19 protein-coding genes are annotated in these 17,789 nt (G+C 41.6%); all 19 read left to right on the forward strand.

The features are described 5' to 3' along the window. The first annotated feature begins 1 nt into the window (after position 1). The 19 genes from AAAY30_RS04230 to AAAY30_RS04320 all read left to right on the forward strand — a co-directional run bounded on the left by AAAY30_RS04230 (position 2) and on the right by AAAY30_RS04320 (position 17,780). A complete protein-coding gene (locus AAAY30_RS04230) occupies positions 2–442 on the forward strand; it encodes a DUF7768 domain-containing protein (RefSeq protein ID WP_293641535.1) in 441 nt (146 codons plus the stop codon). After that, positions 435–2,690, forward strand: coding sequence for a phage/plasmid primase, P4 family (locus tag AAAY30_RS04235; protein WP_293641537.1), 2,256 nt, complete (start codon positions 435–437; stop codon positions 2,688–2,690). Before AAAY30_RS04230 ends, AAAY30_RS04235 begins: the two co-directional genes overlap by 8 nt. Positions 2,691–2,819: 129 nt before the next feature. Then, positions 2,820–3,101 carry a VRR-NUC domain-containing protein gene (locus AAAY30_RS04240; protein WP_293641540.1) on the forward strand — a complete coding sequence of 94 codons (282 nt, stop codon included), beginning with the start codon at positions 2,820–2,822 and terminating at the stop codon, positions 3,099–3,101. After that, on the forward strand, positions 3,082–4,428 hold the full coding sequence (locus tag AAAY30_RS04245; RefSeq protein WP_295027087.1) for a DEAD/DEAH box helicase: 1,347 nt from the start codon (positions 3,082–3,084) through the stop codon (positions 4,426–4,428). The genes AAAY30_RS04240 and AAAY30_RS04245 overlap by 20 nt, the downstream gene beginning before the upstream one ends. Position 4,429: 1 nt before the next feature. Further along, complete coding sequence (locus tag AAAY30_RS04250; RefSeq protein ID WP_295027089.1) at positions 4,430–4,840, forward strand: DUF1492 domain-containing protein; 411 nt, start codon at positions 4,430–4,432, stop codon at positions 4,838–4,840. A 118-nt stretch (positions 4,841–4,958) separates the two neighbouring features. Further along, positions 4,959–5,306 (forward strand): HNH endonuclease, encoded by a 348-nt coding sequence (locus tag AAAY30_RS04255; protein WP_295027091.1) that lies wholly within the window; start codon positions 4,959–4,961, stop codon positions 5,304–5,306. 454 nt (positions 5,307–5,760) lie between these two features. Further along, positions 5,761–6,336, forward strand: coding sequence for a P27 family phage terminase small subunit (locus tag AAAY30_RS04260; protein ID WP_499215860.1), 576 nt, complete (start codon positions 5,761–5,763; stop codon positions 6,334–6,336). Then, positions 6,333–6,509 carry a hypothetical protein gene (locus tag AAAY30_RS04265; protein ID WP_296152185.1) on the forward strand — a complete coding sequence of 59 codons (177 nt, stop codon included), beginning with the start codon at positions 6,333–6,335 and terminating at the stop codon, positions 6,507–6,509. The genes AAAY30_RS04260 and AAAY30_RS04265 overlap by 4 nt, the downstream gene beginning before the upstream one ends. After that, positions 6,502–7,752, forward strand: a complete 1,251-nt coding sequence (locus tag AAAY30_RS04270; protein ID WP_293641558.1) for a site-specific DNA-methyltransferase — start codon at positions 6,502–6,504, stop codon at positions 7,750–7,752. Before AAAY30_RS04265 ends, AAAY30_RS04270 begins: the two co-directional genes overlap by 8 nt. Continuing rightward, the gene (locus tag AAAY30_RS04275; RefSeq protein ID WP_293641560.1) at positions 7,745–9,646 is read left to right on the forward strand and encodes a DNA cytosine methyltransferase; all 1,902 of its coding nucleotides are present in this window, start codon (positions 7,745–7,747) and stop codon (positions 9,644–9,646) included. The genes AAAY30_RS04270 and AAAY30_RS04275 overlap by 8 nt, the downstream gene beginning before the upstream one ends. Before the next feature lie 78 nt (positions 9,647–9,724). Then, entirely contained in the window at positions 9,725–9,976 is a 252-nt protein-coding gene (locus tag AAAY30_RS04280) for a DUF4314 domain-containing protein (RefSeq protein ID WP_022234819.1), read from the forward strand. Positions 9,977–10,172: 196 nt separating this feature from the next. Continuing rightward, on the forward strand, positions 10,173–11,120 hold the full coding sequence (locus AAAY30_RS04285; RefSeq protein ID WP_293641564.1) for an amidoligase family protein: 948 nt from the start codon (positions 10,173–10,175) through the stop codon (positions 11,118–11,120). 82 nt (positions 11,121–11,202) lie between these two features. Next, entirely contained in the window at positions 11,203–11,673 is a 471-nt protein-coding gene (locus AAAY30_RS04290; protein ID WP_022233880.1) for a gamma-glutamylcyclotransferase family protein, read from the forward strand. Then, positions 11,663–11,860 carry a hypothetical protein gene (locus AAAY30_RS04295; RefSeq protein ID WP_022233881.1) on the forward strand — a complete coding sequence of 66 codons (198 nt, stop codon included), beginning with the start codon at positions 11,663–11,665 and terminating at the stop codon, positions 11,858–11,860. The genes AAAY30_RS04290 and AAAY30_RS04295 overlap by 11 nt, the downstream gene beginning before the upstream one ends. Before the next feature lie 134 nt (positions 11,861–11,994). Beyond that, a complete protein-coding gene (locus AAAY30_RS04300) occupies positions 11,995–12,756 on the forward strand; it encodes an abortive infection family protein (RefSeq protein WP_293641574.1) in 762 nt (253 codons plus the stop codon). Between the two features lie 98 nt (positions 12,757–12,854). Further along, on the forward strand, positions 12,855–14,456 hold the full coding sequence (locus tag AAAY30_RS04305; protein WP_022234050.1) for a terminase large subunit: 1,602 nt from the start codon (positions 12,855–12,857) through the stop codon (positions 14,454–14,456). Positions 14,457–14,570: 114 nt separating this feature from the next. Beyond that, on the forward strand, positions 14,571–15,860 hold the full coding sequence (locus tag AAAY30_RS04310; RefSeq protein ID WP_022234051.1) for a phage portal protein: 1,290 nt from the start codon (positions 14,571–14,573) through the stop codon (positions 15,858–15,860). Continuing rightward, complete coding sequence (locus AAAY30_RS04315; protein ID WP_117704972.1) at positions 15,820–16,551, forward strand: head maturation protease, ClpP-related; 732 nt, start codon at positions 15,820–15,822, stop codon at positions 16,549–16,551. The genes AAAY30_RS04310 and AAAY30_RS04315 overlap by 41 nt, the downstream gene beginning before the upstream one ends. A 14-nt stretch (positions 16,552–16,565) precedes the next feature. Continuing rightward, positions 16,566–17,780, forward strand: coding sequence for a phage major capsid protein (locus tag AAAY30_RS04320; RefSeq protein WP_022234053.1), 1,215 nt, complete (start codon positions 16,566–16,568; stop codon positions 17,778–17,780). The last annotated feature ends 9 nt before the right edge of the window (positions 17,781–17,789 follow it).

Consider the following 17,789-nt stretch of genomic DNA (forward strand, 5'->3'; position numbering starts at 1 on the left):
TATGGGCATTGATAAGTTTAATCACGAAGGGTATGCAGACCCGACTACATATGAGGCTCTTACCAATATCCATCGTGAAGAAGTGGTAGCTGATAAAAAGGCTGCATATCTTCCGTTGGTATATGTTTGCAGTCCGTATGCAGGTGATATCGAGAATAATGTAAAGAATGCAAAAGCGTACAGCAGATTTGCCGTTGATAAGAATGCTATCCCGATAACACCTCATCTTCTCTATCCACAGTTTATGAATGATTGCAATGAAACGGAACGTGAGATGGCTATGCACTTCAATTATGTACTTCTTGGTAAATGCACGGAACTTTGGGTATTTGGTGGAGTGGTAAGTCGTGGTATGAATCGTGAAATCGGTGTTGCAAAGAAAAGAAGAATGAAGATCAGATGGTTTGACCATGCGATGAAGGAGGTAAATGAATATGCTTAATTTCACTATATACACAGCAGATTGTGTCGGTAATAGCGGGAACTGTTTGTATCCCAACAAGATAATTGTTACCGACAAGGAATCCTTTATCAAAGCAACGAAGATGGATCATGTAACTGCAAAGTATAAAAGGAATTATCGCAGTAAGGATAATTTCGAGTTTTCCGACTGTATTCCGCTTGACTGTGATAATGACCATTCGGACAACCCGAATGAATGGGTAACTCCTCTTGATATAGCACTTGAAATACCGGGTGTTGCTTTTGCTGTATCGTATAGCAGACACCACAACCTTCCAAAGGGAAATAAGTCTGCTAGACCAAGATTTCATATCTTCTTCCCTATTGAGATTGTATCGGATGAGCAGGAGTATGCAGATATGAAACGCAGGATTGCCGTTGCTTTTCCTTATTACGATACCAACGCACTTGATTCGGCTCGTTTCCTTTATGGAAATGACTCTGATGAAGTGGAGTTCTATGAAGGGAATAAAACCATTCTTGATTATCTGGAAGAGGATGACTTTGCTGACTTCGATGCAAGTCTTGAGCAAGTACTAGAAGGTCAGCGTAACAGTACCATGAGCCACATTGCCGGAAAGATTATCAAGAGATATGGAAATACAGAAGAAACTTATCAGATTTTCCTTAAGAAGGCAGAACTCTGTAATCCACCACTCCCTGAAAGCGAACTTAAGGTGATATGGCGAAGTGCATCAAGGTTCGGTAACAAGGTGTCAAACCAAGAAGGATACATTCCACCCGAGGAATATAACTCTGACTGCAAACTAAAACCTGAAGATTTCTCAGATGTAGGACAAGCTACTGTTCTTGCACGGGAGTATAAAAATATTCTCTCCTATTCCCCATCTACCGACTATATGGTCTACAACGGAAGTTTTTGGGAGGAATCGAAACCAAAGGCTCAAGGCGTTTCTCAAGATTTGACCGAAAGACAGCTTGCTGAGTCTGAAACCGAAATAAAAAAAGCCATGGATAAGCTCGTCAAAAATGGTGGTATGGAGATAATTGTATCTGTTGGTGCAAAGAAAGCTTTGCAGATGTTTAACAAGGAGCAGACACACACATATGAGATGTATGACAATGCCCTGAATTACAAGAAATATGCTGTCAAACGCAGAGATACAAAGTGTATTTCCGCAACGCTCAAGGAGGCTCGACCTATGCTTGAAGTTGAACAAAGATATCTGGATGCAGACGAATTTTTGCTGAATACACCAAGCTGTACATATGACCTCAGACACGGACTTGACCTTGCAATCGAACATAATCCCGAACATCTAATTACGAAACAGACAACCGTTAATCCGTCAGATGACGGTATGGATATATGGAAATCCGCACTTGATACTTTCTTTTTGGGTGACGATACCCTTATTGACTATGTTCAGAGAATGGTTGGTCTTTCTGCAATCGGCAAGGTATATGTTGAGGCTCTCATCATTGCATATGGTGAAGGCAAAAACGGTAAAAGTACATTTTGGAATGTCATAGCAAGGGTTCTGGGTACATATTCAGGCAACATCTCTGCGGATATGCTTACAGTCGGGTGCAGAAGAAATGTTAAACCTGAGCTTGCAGAGGCAAAAGGCAAACGAATGTTAATTGCATCTGAACTTGAGGAAGGTATGAGGCTTAACACGGCAAATGTTAAACAGCTCTGCTCCACCGATGAAATCTATGCAGAAAAGAAATACAAAGACCCTTTCTCATATACTCCTACTCATACTCTTGTGCTGTATACCAACCACCTGCCGAAAGTCGGTGCTATCGACAAAGGTACATGGAGAAGACTTATTGTAATTCCGTTTGATGCAACAATTGAGGGTAATGCTGATATTAAGAACTATGCGGACTATCTTTTTGAGCATGCCGGCGGTGCAATTCTCAGTTGGGTTATTGAGGGATCAAAAAAGGTGATTAAAGATAATTACAAAATCACTCCTCCGCAAAAGGTCTGTGATGCAATTGAGCATTACAGGGACAGCAACGATTGGCTCTCATATTTTTTGAGCGAACGCTGTGAAATTGACTCATCATACATTGCAAAGTCGGGAGAGGTATATAACGAATACAGAATTTTCTGTACTCAAATGGGTGAATATATCCGCAGTACAACGGATTTCTATACTGCTCTTGAAACCGTGGGTTTTGAAAAATTTCGTGACAGGAACGGCAGATACATCAAAGGCTTAAAACTCAAGACAGACTTTATGGAAGAGGACTAATGACAGTAGGTGTGACAGTTTATGACGGCTATTTACTATCCTTTTCTTATAGAATAAAAAAATAAGCTTTATATATAAGTATAGGAAATGACAGTCGTACCCTGTCACACCTTGAATTGAGGTGTAAAAATGCGTGAAAGTGAAATTGAAAGAATATTAGTAAAAAAAGTGAAGATAGATGGAGGTATCTGTCTGAAATGGGTATGTCCCTCATTTAACGGTATGCCTGACAGATTGATATTTTTACCAAACGGTCATTTTGGCATGGTGGAACTGAAAGCTAACGGCCAAAAGCCGAGAGCACTCCAGCTTGCACGGTATAAGATGCTGAAACGATTGGGATTCAAGGTTTATGTGATTGACGATGTAGAGCAGATTGGAGGAATGATTGATGAAATACAAGCCACATAGCTATCAGGAATATGCAATCAGATATATTGAAACTCATCCGATTTCAGCACTGCTGATTGATATGGGACTTGGCAAGACCTCAATTACATTGACTGCAATTCGCAATCTCCTTTTTGACAGCTTTGAGGTGTGCAAGGTGCTTGTAATCGCACCGCTCAGGGTTGCAAAAAACACATGGACTGATGAGATAAAAAAGTGGGAGCATTTAAGCACTCTCACTTATTCACTGATAATCGGCAATGAAAATGAACGACTTTCAGCACTCAATGAACAAACTGACATCTACATAATCAACCGAGAAAATGTTGACTGGCTTGTGAATAAAAGCGGATATAAATTTGACTTTGATATGGTTGTTATTGACGAGCTCAGTTCGTTTAAAAATCATCAGTCAAAGCGTTTCAAAAGTCTTATGAAGGTGCGACCGCTTGTAAAGAGAATTGTCGGCCTGACAGGTACTCCCTCATCAAACGGACTTATGGATTTGTTCGCTGAATTTAAAATTCTTGATATGGGCAAACGGCTCGGTTATTTTATCGGGCAGTACAGGAACACATATTTCAAACCCGACAAGATGAATGGTCCGATTGTGTATTCATATAAGCCTCTGCCAAATGCCGAGAATGCCATCTACGAAAAAATATCTGACATCACGGTTTCTATGAAAGCAAATGAATATCTGAAAATGCCTGAGCTTTTAACAAGCAACTATGTTGTTGAACTCTCCAACAGTGAGAAAAAGCAGTACGATAAAATGAAGAAAAGCTTGGTTCTTGAAATCACTGACGGAGAAATTACCGCATCTAATGCCGCCTCCCTTTCAAACAAGCTATGCCAGCTTTCAAACGGTGCAATTTACGATGACGAGCAGAATATAGTTGAAATTCACGACCGAAAGCTTGAAACACTTGAGGACATCATAGAGAGTATGAACGGAAAGCCTCTGCTTATTGCATATTGGTACAGACACGATTTGGAACGGATAAAGAGCAGGTTTTCTGTTCGTGAAATCAAAACAAGTGAGGATATTTCCGATTGGAACGATGGCAAAATTCCCGTTGCACTCATTCACCCTGCAAGTGCCGGACACGGACTTAATCTTCAAAACGGGGGTTCAACTCTTGTGTGGTTTGGCCTTACATGGTCACTTGAGCTGTATCAGCAAACCAACGCAAGACTGTATCGACAGGGACAGAAAAACGCTGTTGTTATTCAGCACATAATCACAAAAGGCACGATTGATGAACAAATTTTGAAAGCCTTGCAGAAAAAGAATAAAACGCAGGCGGATTTGATTGATGCCGTAAGGGCAAATTTGGAGGTGTAAAATGACAGCCAAGGAATATTTAAGTCAGGCATACAGACTTGACAAAAGGATAGATTCAAAAATTGAACAGCTTAAATCACTTAATCTTCTTGCAACAAAATGCACATCTACATTATCGGATATGCCAAAAAGCCAAAGTATCAGTAACTCTCGACTTGAGGATACTGTTGTAAAAATTGTTGATTTGCAGGAAGAAATAAACATGGACATCGACAGCCTTGTTGATTTAAAGCGAGATATTGTGAAAACAATAAAATCCGTACAGAATCCTGAATATCAGATAATTCTTGAATTGAGATATTTGTGCTTTAAAACCTGGGAAGAAATAGCGGTACAGATGAATTGCAGTATTGACAATGTGTTCAAGATAAGAAAGAACGCATTAAAAAGTGTTGTAATCCCCGAAAGTTGACAGTAAATTCCATAGAATTACAGTATGCTCATCTGCTATAATATAAACAGTGAAATAGACTTTGAAAGCCTTGCAGAGAAATTTGCAGGGCTTTTATTATGCCAAAAAGGAGGAGTTTATGCCACATAAACCAAAGCAGGGGTGTGCATATCCAAACTGTCCAAAACTTACAAACGGGCGGTATTGTGAGGAGCATCAAAGGCTGATTGCAAAGCAGTACAACCGATTCACACGAGCGGTTGATGTCAACAAGAAGTACGGCAGAGCGTGGAAAAAAATTCGTGACCGCTATGTGCAGGCACACCCGTTGTGTGAGCAATGCCTTAAACAGGGCAGAACAACACCTGTCGAGGAGGTTCACCACATTATCCCACTTTCAAGAGGCGGTACACATAGTACAGATAATCTAATGAGCCTTTGTCAGTCCTGCCACAATAAAATCCACCACGACCTTGGAGACAGATGAAAAAGGACTACCCGCGTGAAGGTAGTCCTAAAATATGGCGGAGCGGACAGGATTCGAACCTATCGCAGCACGCTTGTAACACTTTCGTTTATCCCAGCGAATTTCGCAGACATACTTGATCACTCCGCGTGTACCGCACCAAACCGTGTTGTTTCTGTTTTCCATAATCTTTTCACCACTTCCAAAATAAGCAAGAACAGATATAGCTGTTTGAACAAATGTTAAAAGGAGTGTTATTTCATCAATTGGAAATCCGAACATAAGAAATAAAGCAAAAGTGTATACCAACTTTTTTATTTATTCTACCATTTGAGTTTTTATTTGTCAATTTTCAGCAAATGGAGGGGGTATCAAAATCTCTGAGAGGCGTATGACGGACAACGGCGGAGGGTGTCACGCACAAAAACGGCAGTTCAAACGGGGTATTAAAAATTGTGAAAGAAGGTGATTTTATATGGCAAAGGACGGTACAAACAGAGGTGGCAGACGAGTTCGAGCCGGTGACAAGCCAATGCCCATTGCGGAAAAATTGCAAAAAGGTCAGGCTGTTCGGCTAATGGAAAACGATATACCCGTGCTTACGAGTGCGGAACTGGAGGCGGTTGACCTGCCCGAAGGTGCGGTTGTTGAAGGCACGGATATGCCAAAACCGGCAGACTATCTTTCGGCAAAACAGAAGAACGGAGTGCCTCTCGGAGCAGATGAGATATACAAGGAAACTTGGTTGTGGCTTAAAGAGCGTGGTTGTGAACGGCTTGTCAATCCGAGATTGATTGAAGCGTATGCTCAGGCATTTGCAAGATACATTCAGTGTGAGGAGGCAACGAGCACCTACGGCTTGCTTGGAAAGCACCCGACCACGGGCGGAGTAATCTCGTCGCCGTTCGTACAGATGAGCCAGCAGTACCAAAAGAGTGCAAACCTTATTTGGTACGAAATTTATGATATTGTAAAGCAAAACTGCACAGTACCGTTTGAGGATAATCCGAACGATACTATGGAACTTTTGCTCAGGAAAAAGATGAAATGATGAACGAACAGAACGAATTGACACAATTTTTAAAAACACTTAAAAGATATAAACACAGGCTGAAAAGGCAGGAGCTTTTAACCTTGAGAGGACAGGCACTTCACGGTAACATAGCAGGAGCAAAGAAAGGCTTTTGTGTTTTGATGGAGGAAAGGAAAATGCAATATGAATAGAGTATCGGAGATGAACCTTGTTGACATAGACAAGCTGATTCCATATGTGAATAACGCAAGGACACATTCAAAGGAGCAAATCAACAAGCTGAGAGCATCAATCAGAGAATTTGGCTTTATCAACCCCGTAATAATTGACAGAGATTATAATGTCATTGCCGGTCACGGCAGAATTATGGCATCAAAAGAAGAGGAAATTGATAAAGTGCCTTGTGTATTTGTAGACTACCTTACCGATGCACAAAAGAAAGCCTACATACTTGCCGATAACAGAATGGCCCTTGATGCCGACTGGGACGAGGAACTTTTGAAGGTAGAAATTGAATCACTGCAAGGTGCTGATTTTGACTTGAGTCTGACCGGATTTGACGAAACCGAGCTTGCGGGATTTTTTGATACTGCCGATGACGCAAAAGAAGATGATTTTGATGTTGAAGAAGAACTCAAAAATCCTACAATCACAAAAAACGGTGACCTCTGGTTACTTGGAAATCACAGACTACTTTGCGGTGACAGTACTAAAGAAGAGTCCTACACGATTCTAATGAATGACAAGAAAGCAAATCTCGTTGTTACAGACCCGCCGTACAATGTAAACTACGAAGGCAGTGCGGGGAAAATTAAGAATGATAATCTTGAAAGTGATAAGTTCTATCAGTTTCTTTTCGATGCATTCTCTTGTATAAAAAATGCTATGGCTGATGATGCAAGTATCTATGTTTTCCACGCAGATACAGAAGGTTTAAATTTCAGAAAGGCATTTGCTGACGCAGACTTTTATCTTTCAGGTACTTGTATTTGGAAAAAGCAGAGTCTTGTTCTCGGAAGAAGTCCGTATCAGTGGCAGCATGAACCCTGTCTGTTTGGTTGGAAGAAAAACGGAAAGCACCGGTGGTATTCAGACAGAAAACAGACCACAATATGGGAGTTTGATAAGCCGAAGAAAAACGGTGACCATCCGACAATGAAACCTGTCCCCCTCATCGCATATCCAATTAAAAATTCAAGTATGAGCAATTGTATCGTACTTGACCCATTCGGTGGAAGTGGCAGTACCCTTATCGCCTGTGAACAGACAAATCGTATTTGCCATACCATTGAACTTGATGAGAAATATTGCGATGTAATTGTAAAGCGTTACATTGAACAGGTTGGTACTTCTGAAAATGTATTTGTTGTCCGTAACGGCAAAAAGGTTTCATACTCTGAACTCGTTAAGAAAGCAAAGGTTGAAAATGAATAGAAAGCTGACCCTCGGCAGTCTGTTTGACGGCAGTGGCGGGTTTCCGCTCGGAGGCTTGATTTGCGGTGTTACTCCTTTGTGGGCATCGGAAATTGAGCCTTTTCCTGTTCGTGTAACAACCAAGCGAATACCTGAAATGAAACATTTTGGTGATGTATCAAAATTAAGCGGAGCAACTCTCTCCCCTGTTGACATCATCACCTTCGGAAGTCCCTGTCAGGATATGAGCATTGCGGGTAAACGAGAAGGATTATGCGGTACAAGAAGCAACCTTTTTTACGAGGCTATACGAATAATCAAGGAAATGAGGTGTAAAACAAATGGAAAATATCCCAGATTCATTGTGTGGGAAAATGTCCCTGGAGCATTCTCGTCAAACAAAGGTGAGGACTTTAAGACAGTCCTCGAAGAAATCTGCAAAATCAAAGATGAAAGACTATCTGTTTCTAAACCTAAAAGTGGAAAATGGACTAACTCAGGGGAAATCATGGGAGATGCGTTTTCCGTTTGTTGGAGAGTCCTTGATGCTCAATACTGGGGAGTGCCCCAACGAAGAAAGAGAATCTACCTTGTCGCAGATTTTGCAGGCGAATGTGCCGACAAAATACTATTTGAGTCAGAAAGCTTGTCTGGGAATCTTACGCAGAGCGTCAGCCAGAGGAAAACAGCTACCACAGATGTTAAGAATTGCATTGGAGCAACAGGCTTTGACGGATACAATGCAAAACTGACGGGCAATGTATCTTCTACAATCGGTGCAAACTGCGGAATGTCTACAGGCAGAAACGGAGTAGTTTTGAATAACCAAGGCGGTAACAGAATGGATATTACCGAAGATGTGACTTGCACACTTCGTGCTGAGGCACATCACCCGCCTTGCGTTATTGATTCAGCCGGTTTCTGCACAGAACATTCAGCTAAAAGTCGAAGTATAGGCTATGAAAAGGAAATCTCCCCTACACTTCGTGCCGGCACAGTACCCGGAGCAGTGATGTTTGAAAATCATAGTCAAGACACACGATATACAGGGCCAATTGAAAAAGCACCCACCGTTCTTTCTACATATGGCACAGGCGGAAACAACCAACCTTTCGTAATTGAAAGTTCAAAATGTTTTGATGTCAGATTCACTTCTGAAGGGACAAAAAATGCAAGACATAATTGCTATCCTACAACAACAGCTAGAACGATTGATACAGGCGGAAACTCGCCCGATTCAAATCAAGGCGGAGTCGCAGTAGTAAGTATTCAAGGTTCAATGATTGGCAGAAAAGACGAAAATGGACCACAGGGAAACGGTGTAAACGAAGATGTCAGTTTTACGCTCAATGCCACGGACAGACATGCTGTATCTTACGGTATCGACAGGTCAGCTTTCAATCAAGGTGTAAACGCAAAGTATAATTTCGTGGTTGAATCCGAACTACAGCCCACAATGGTTGCAAGAGGTCCGGGTGCTGTTGCACACTCAGTGTATTCAACCAGTAAAAACTCATATCACACAATTGCAGAGAAAAACATAGCGAATACTCTTGTTGCATCAGATTTCAAAGATCCGCCGACTGTAAGTGAAGAACCCCTTTACATAGTACGAAGATTAACGCCGACAGAATGTGCAAGACTTCAAGGCTTTCCAGATTGGTGGTGCAGTGGTCTTGAAACTGAAAAAACTACCGATGAGGAAATTGATTTCTGGAGAAACGTTTTTAACACATACGCTGAAATCAACGGCAAAAAGCCTAAAACTGACAAGCAGATAATCAAGTGGCTTAAAAATCCTCATACTGATTCTGCTGAATACAAAATGTGGGGCAACGGTGTAGCTCTCCCCTGTGTTGTTTTTGTACTTTCACGCATTGTCAGTTCTACACAAGAAGATGAAAAAATCTCCTAATTGTTCTCGATTTTCGTATCTTGATTTTTCTCCATTTCAGAGTGATATATATATTACTAAATCGAGGAGGTAATATTTATGAAATTTCCAAACAAAGGAACGGTTGAAAAATTAAGGAAAGTATATCCTGTCGGCACAAGAGTTGAGCTTGTAAGCATGGATGACTTTCAAGCACCACCCCTAGGTACAAAAGGTATTGTAAAAGGTGTTGATGATACAGGCAGTCTGCTTGTTAACTGGGATAACGGAAGCGGTCTTAGTGTAATTTATGGAATTGACAAAGTACGCAAACTGCACACGACAAAAACTATCTGTGATAATGAAAAATAAATACATATCTCACTGATGATAAGATTGTCAGTGAGATTTTTTATACTCGTCATTTCTATATATAGAATATTCATCTCACAAATACACAATATATTGAGTGTATCTTTGTGTAGTAATCGTATTGCTATTACTCCGTAATGACGGTAATATACAGTCAACAAAAGGCAAAGAAAAGCCTAAAGCAACGGAGGACATTATGAATACAAAGACAGCAAGACAGATTGAGGAAATGAAAAAGCAGACAATCGGTGTTGAGATTGAAATGAACAGCATTTCAAGGAGCAAGGCTGCAAAGCTTGCCTCACAATTTTTCGGAACAGGTCGATACAAAAACACAGCCGACAGAAACAGCTACTGCACTTGGTCAGCATATGACGAGCAAGGCAGAGAGTGGAAATTCCAAAAAGATGTCAGCATTGCAGGAATTGACAGTGAGAAATGCGAAATGGTCACACCAATTTTAAACTATTCAGACATTGAAACCTTGCAGGAGCTTGTAAGGATATTAAGAAAAGCGGGTGCAAAGAGCGACTCAACAAGAGGTTGCGGAGTACACATTCACATCGGTGCAAAAGGCCACACGGCAAAGACAATCAGAAACCTTGCAAACATTATGGCAAGCCACGAACAGCTTTTGATTGACGCCTTAAACCTTGACGAGGTGAGAATAAGAAGATACTGCAAAACGGTAGATCCACGCTTTTTGGAACAGGTCAACAGAACTAGGCCTGAAACGATGTCACAACTTGCCGATGTATGGTACAAGAGCCATGATGAAAACTACGGCAGAAGTCACCATTACAATGGAAGTAGATACCATATGCTCAACCTCCACGCAACCTTTACAAAGGGAACGGTTGAATTCAGACTTTTCCAATTTGACAAGCCCGCAAACGGCAAGCAGAATGGACTTCACGCCGGACAGCTTAAAAGCTACATTCAGCTTTGCTTGGCACTCAGCCAAATGGCAAAGGAAGTTAAGTCGGCAAGTGCAAAACCTCAGCAAACAGAAAATCCAAAATACGCAATGAGAACTTGGCTTTTGCGACTTGGCTTTATCGGTGACGAGTTCAAGACAGCGAGAGATGTGTTCACAAACAGACTTTCGGGCGACACGGCTTTTAGGAACGGCAGAGTTGCTTGAAGTGATTAGGTTAAATGCCCCACTGACCGCTTTGGCGGTCTTAAGGTGGTAGAAGAACATATCTTCGGAAAGGATTGATTTTATGAAAAGGTTATACATAGCCTACGGAAGTAACCTAAATGTAAGGCAGATGAAAACGAGATGTCCGAACGCAAAAATTCTAGGTACGGCAAAGCTGAAAGGCTGGGAGTTGCTTTTCAAAGGGAGCAAGTCGGGTTCGTACCTTACCATTGAGAAAAAAGAAAATGCCATTGTGCCTGTGGTAATTTGGGAGGTCGATAAGACCGATGAAAAAGCACTTGACCGTTATGAGGGATATCCGACCTTCTACTACAAGAAGGATATCAAGGTGCAATACAAGGGCATCAGAACAGGCAATCGCAGAACGGTTACCGCCTTCGCCTACATTATGCACGAGGAAAGGCAAATCGGTGTACCAAGCCTTTTCTACCTCAACACCTGCCTTGACGGTTACGATACCTTTTATTTTGACAAGCAGATACTTCTCAATGCCTATCACAAGTCAAAGGAGCTGTACGAAAATGACCGATAACCTTGTTCAGTTACGCACCTGTCCCCGTTGTGGCGGGGTTTATTCCGGACACGGTGCAGTTTCAAGGGCAGACAATTTAACCGTTATCTGTCCCGACTGTGGCACACGAGAGGCCCTCGAAAGCATTGGTGTTGATGAAAAGGAGCAGGAGAAAATTCTTGATACTATTCACAGGTGTGAGAGGTGAATTGATCTGAGTTTTCTTTTTGTTGTGTATTGACTTTAAAAATATAACTGATAGAATTATTCATATGAGGATGAAAGATAAATCGTATTTTATTTAGGTTCGTTATTATACAATTTAGTCGATAGAGGTAAAATATGGGACAGTTTGATTTCACTTATGAATTGCCAAATAATTTTAATAGTAGTTTGATTCAGTTTTTACAACAAAACAGAAGTACTGATGTGGCACAAGCGTTTCAACGATGTAAATATGAATATCAGGATTTAGGCTTAGCATATTATGCAGGGCTAAGAGGAGATACTTGGGACAAAAAAGCGGTTGACTTTACTTTTGAGGGTTCAGAAAAAGATATTAGTTTACTTAAATCAAGAAACGAATTTTTAAAAAAGATTATTAATAAAGCACTTAAGCCAAGTGTGTCAGGATATCTTGTTAAAGAGGTATACTATATTATTTCCGATGATGATTTTAAAATAAATCTCCCCGAAGAACAGGGTGAAACATTCGAAATACTATCCAGAGATATTTATGATGCACTTAGTAAGGATGAACCAACCTTGGTTCTTGATAGACTACATACATATTCAACGAGATTTTTAAGGAATATTTGTAATAGACATAATATCCCTGTTGCTGACGAGAAGGGAAATAATTACCCTCTTCATAATTTAGCTGGGGCACTTTCAAAGTATTATGAAGAGAATAATGTGTTTCAATCTGATTTTGTTGTTCAAACATTAAAAATGAGCATATCTACATTTGAAAAATATAATAAAATTAGAAATTCTCAAAGTTACGCACATGATAACAATGTATTGAATAAATCTGAAGCCACATATGTTGTTACTATAATTACGGCTACTCTCACTCTAATACATAAAATAGAAAATCAATAAGCAATCTCTTGTTGACTTATCAAACAAAAAAATAATAATTATCAAGCATCGGTTAGAAATAATCGGTGCTTTTCTTATGCCCTATCGGAGGTGAGATTTTGAGAAAACTTAAAAATTACAAGCCGACAAAATTTAAAGCAAAGGACAGCTATTACGATAAGGAATACGCTGACTTTGCCGTTGCCTTTATCGAAAGTCTGTGCCACACCAAAGGCACTTGGGCGGGTAAACGGTTTGAGCTTATGGACTGGCAGGAGCAGATTATTCGTGACCTTTTCGGCATTTTAAAGCCTAACGGATATAGGCAGTTCAACACTGCATATATTGAGATTCCGAAAAAGAACGGCAAGTCTGAATTAGCTGCGGCTGTTGCACTTCTGCTCACCTGCGGTGACGGTGAACAGCGAGCCGAGGTTTACGGTGCGGCTGCTGACAGACAACAGGCGTCAATCGTTTTTGATGTTGCCGCCGATATGGTGCGAATGTGTCCGGCTCTGAACAAAAGAGTAAAGATACTTGCATCACAGAAAAGGCTGATTTACGAACCTACAAACAGCTTTTATCAGGTGCTATCCGCCGAGGCATACAGCAAGCACGGCTTTAATGTTCACGGTGTTGTGTTTGATGAGCTGCACAGTCAGCCGAACAGAAAACTCTATGATGTCCTTACAAAGGGTAGCGGTGATGCACGAATGCAGCCGCTCTTTTTTCTGATCACAACAGCCGGCACAGATACACATTCAATCTGCTATGAGGTTCATCAAAAGGCACAGGATATTATTGACGGGCGAAAAATCGACCCTACATTCTATCCTGTCATTTTCGGTGCTGATGATAACGAGGACTGGACAAGTCCGAAGGTCTGGAAAAAATGCAATCCATCTCTGGGTGAAACTATCGGAATGGATAAAGTTAAAACCGCTTGCGAATCAGCAAAGCAAAATCCGAGTGAAGAGAACTCGTTTCGACAGCTAAGACTTAATCAGTGGGTTAAGCAGGCTGTTCGTTGGATGCCGATGGACAAATGGGATAAATGTTCCTTTGCAGTCGATGAAAATGACCTCTGCGGACGGGTTTGTTACGGTGGACTTGACCTTTCAAGCACAACGGATATTACCGCATTTGTGCTTGTATTTTCTCCGCTTGATGAAGAGGATAAGTATGTTATTCTTCCGTATTTTTGGATACCCGAGGATACGCTTGATTTGCGTGTAAAGCGTGACCATGTTCCGTATGATGTGTGGGAGCGACAGGGATATTTGCAGACCACGGAGGGTAATGTTATTCACTACGGCTACATAGAAAAATTCATTGAAAAGCTCGGTGAGAGATTTAACATTCGAGAGATTGCATTTGACCGTTGGGGTGCGGTTCAGATGGTACAGAACCTTGAAGGTATGGGGTTTACCGTTGTTCCCTTCGGTCAGGGATTTAAGGATATGTCACCACCCACAAAGGAGCTTATGAAGCTGACGCTTGAACAGAGAATTGCACACGGTGGACACCCTGTACTCCGCTGGAATATGGATAACATATTTGTCAGAACTGACCCTGCCGGCAACATAAAGGCAGACAAAGAAAAATCCACGGAGAAAATTGACGGTGCGATTGCTACAATTATGGCACTTGACAGAGCAATTCGCTGTGGAAACAATAACTGTGCATCGGTTTATGATAATAGAGGATTGTTGTTTATATGACATCAGTCAATTTTTATGCAGATATATATGAGCATAAAAAGTAAATATATTTTTCAAAGCATCTCAAAAGAGGTGTTTTTCTTTTGCCCATTTTACGAAAGGAGTGGTGGTTTTATGGGTATTTTAAGCGGTTTGTTTCGTTCAAGAGATAAGCCAAAAAACAGCACGGTGGGCAGCAGCTACCGATTTTTCTACGGTCAGAGCAGTGCAGGCAAATGTGTGTCAGAAAGAAGTGCAATGCAGATGACTGCGGTATACGCCTGCGTAAGAATTTTGTCCGAGGCGGTTGCAGGACTTCCTCTCCACCTTTACAGATACAATTCTGGCGGGAGCAAAGAAAAGGCACTTGAACATCCGTTGTATTTTCTTTTGCACGATGAGCCTAATCCCGAAATGACTTCATTTGCTTTTAGAGAAACCTTGATGACTCATCTGCTTTTGTGGGGCAATGCCTATGCACAAATCATAAGAAATGGCAAGGGCGATGTTGTTGCCCTCTATCCTCTTATGCCGAACAGAATGGCAGTTGACAGAGATAAAAACGGTAATCTTTACTATCAGTACAACACAAGCTCCGATGACGCAAGAACAATGAAAGGTGCAACGGTAAGGCTTTCACCGTATGAGGTTTTGCATATTGCCGGACTTGGATTTGACGGACTTGTCGGATACTCGCCTATTGCAATGGCAAAGAACGCAATCGGTCTTGCCATTGCCGCCGAGGAATACGGTAGTAAGTTCTATGCAAACGGTGCGTCACCCAGCGGTGTGCTTGAACATCCGGGTACGCTTAAAGACCCGTCAAAGGTTCGTGATTCGTGGAATGCCGCCTTTGCAGGAAGTGGCAACAGTCATAGAGTTGCCGTGCTTGAGGAGGGACTAAAGTACACACCGATTTCAATTTCACCGAACGAGGCGCAGTTCCTCGAAACCAGAAAATTTCAGATAGATGAGATAGCTCGAATTTTCAGAGTGCCTCCGCATATGGTGGGTGACCTTGAAAAATCGAGCTTTTCTAATATTGAACAGCAGTCACTTGAATTTGTGAAGTACACACTTGAGCCGTGGATAGTGCGTTGGGAGCAGTCGATTTCCCGCTCCTTGCTTTCAAGAAACGAAAAAAGTTCGTACTTTGTGAAGTTTAATGTGGATGGACTTCTGCGTGGTGACTATGCAAGCAGAATGAGTGGCTATGCTACGGCAAGGCAGAACGGATGGATGTCGGCAAACGATATACGAGAACTTGAAAATCTCGACCGTATTCCAACGGAAAAAGGTGGCGATTTATATCTTGTAAACGGAAATATGCTCCCTCTTAACAACGCAGGAGCATTTGCAAATATCAATAACAAGGAGGAAGAAAATGAAGAAATTCTGGAAATGGACGAACCTGACGGAAAGTAATCCGACAGAGAGAATTTTGACTCTTAACGGAACAATAGCGGAAGAAAGCTGGTTTGATGATGATATCACTCCTCAGCTTTTTAAAAGCGAGTTAAACAGCTGCTCGGGTAATATTACAGTTTGGATTAACTCTCCGGGCGGTGATTGTGTGGCTGCGGCTCAGATTTACAATATGCTGATGGATTACAAAGGCAATGTAACCGTTAAGATTGACGGTATTGCCGCAAGTGCTGCATCTGTAATTGCTATGGCTGGAAATAATGTGATGATGTCCCCTGTTTCAATGCTTATGATTCATAATCCGGCTACGGTTGCAATGGGTGACCACAACGAAATGCAGAAGGCTATTGAAATGCTTGAGGAGGTCAAGGAGAGCATTATAAATGCTTATGAAATCAAAACAGGAATGAGCAGAGCAAAGCTTGCCCGTCTTATGGAGGAAGAAACATGGATGAATGCAAAGAAAGCCGTTGAACTCGGATTTGCAGACAGCATTATAGAACCCGACAAGAAAATTAATGAAGATGAAAAGGAGAAAAACAAAGCATCGGATTCTATCCTGTTTTCACGCAGAGCAGTGAGTGTGGCTCTTCAAAATAAACTTAAATCACACTATTTAGCAAATGCCGGTGCTAACACAGGAACAGACATCACAGACCTTGAAAAAAGACTTAATTTATTAAAACCTTAAGGAGGAATTTTACTATGGCTAAAATTAACGAACTTCGTGAGAAACGAGCAAAAATTTGGGAACAGGCAAAAGCATTTCTTGATTCCCACAGAAACGAAACCGGTATTCTTTCGGCGGAAGATACCGCAGCTTATGAAAAGATGGAAAAGGATATTGTTGACCTCGGTCACGAGATTGAGCGTCAGCAAAGAGCAGACGACCTTGAAAGAGAGTTAAATCTCCCGACAAGCACACCGCTTGTTTCAAAACCCGATAACGTCAATCGTGAGAGTAAAACAGGCACAGCTTCTGAAAAGTACAACAAAGCATTCTGGAATCAGATGAGAAACCGCTCAACGCAGGAGGTCAGAAACATTCTCAGTGAGGGTGTTGACAGCGAGGGCGGTTTTCTTGTACCGGAAACCTTTGAAAACACACTTGTTCAGGCACTTGATGAAGAGCTTGTAATTCGTCAGCTTGCACATACATTTACAACAGCGTCAAACGCACACAAAATCCCTGTTGTTGCCACAAGAGGTAAGGCAATGTGGACTGAGGAGAACGCTGCAATCACCGACAGCGATACATCATTCGGTCAGAAAACAATCGGTGCGCATAAGCTGTGTGCTTTAATCAAGGTATCTGAAGAGCTTTTAAACGACTCTGCGTTCGACCTTGAAAGCTACTTTAATCAGGAGTTTGCAAGACGAATCGGTGAAGCTGAAGAGGAAGCCTTTGTTATCGGTGACGGCAGCTCAAAGCCTTATGGTATTTTCAATGATACTGAGGGTGGCGAAGTCGGTGTAACGGCCGGCTCAACTGTTAATGTTACGGCTGATGAGATTATCGACCTCTATTACAGCCTTAAAGCACCGTACCGTAAGAATGGTGTATGGCTTTTAAATGACAGCACTGTAAATATTATCAGAAAGCTCAAGGACAGCAACGGTCAGTATTTATGGCAACCATCTATTAAGGATGGTGAAACCGACACACTTCTCGGTAAGCCTGTTTACACATCTTCATCAATCGCAAATGCTGCATCGGGTACAAAGCCGATTGCATTCGGTGACCTTTCCTACTACTGGATTGGTGACAGACAGGGTGTTACCTTTAGACGACTCAATGAGTTATATGCAGCAAACGGACAGGTAGGTTTCCTTACGACAAAAAGAGTTGATGCAAGACTTATTGTTCCGGAGGCAGTTAAGATTCTCAAAATGAAGGGTACAGTTTCTACAGGCGGTTAAGGAGTGCTT

The organism is Ruminococcoides bili (genome assembly GCF_040093295.1).
GTDB classification, from domain to species: Bacteria; Bacillota; Clostridia; order Oscillospirales; family Acutalibacteraceae; genus Ruminococcoides; species Ruminococcoides intestinale_A.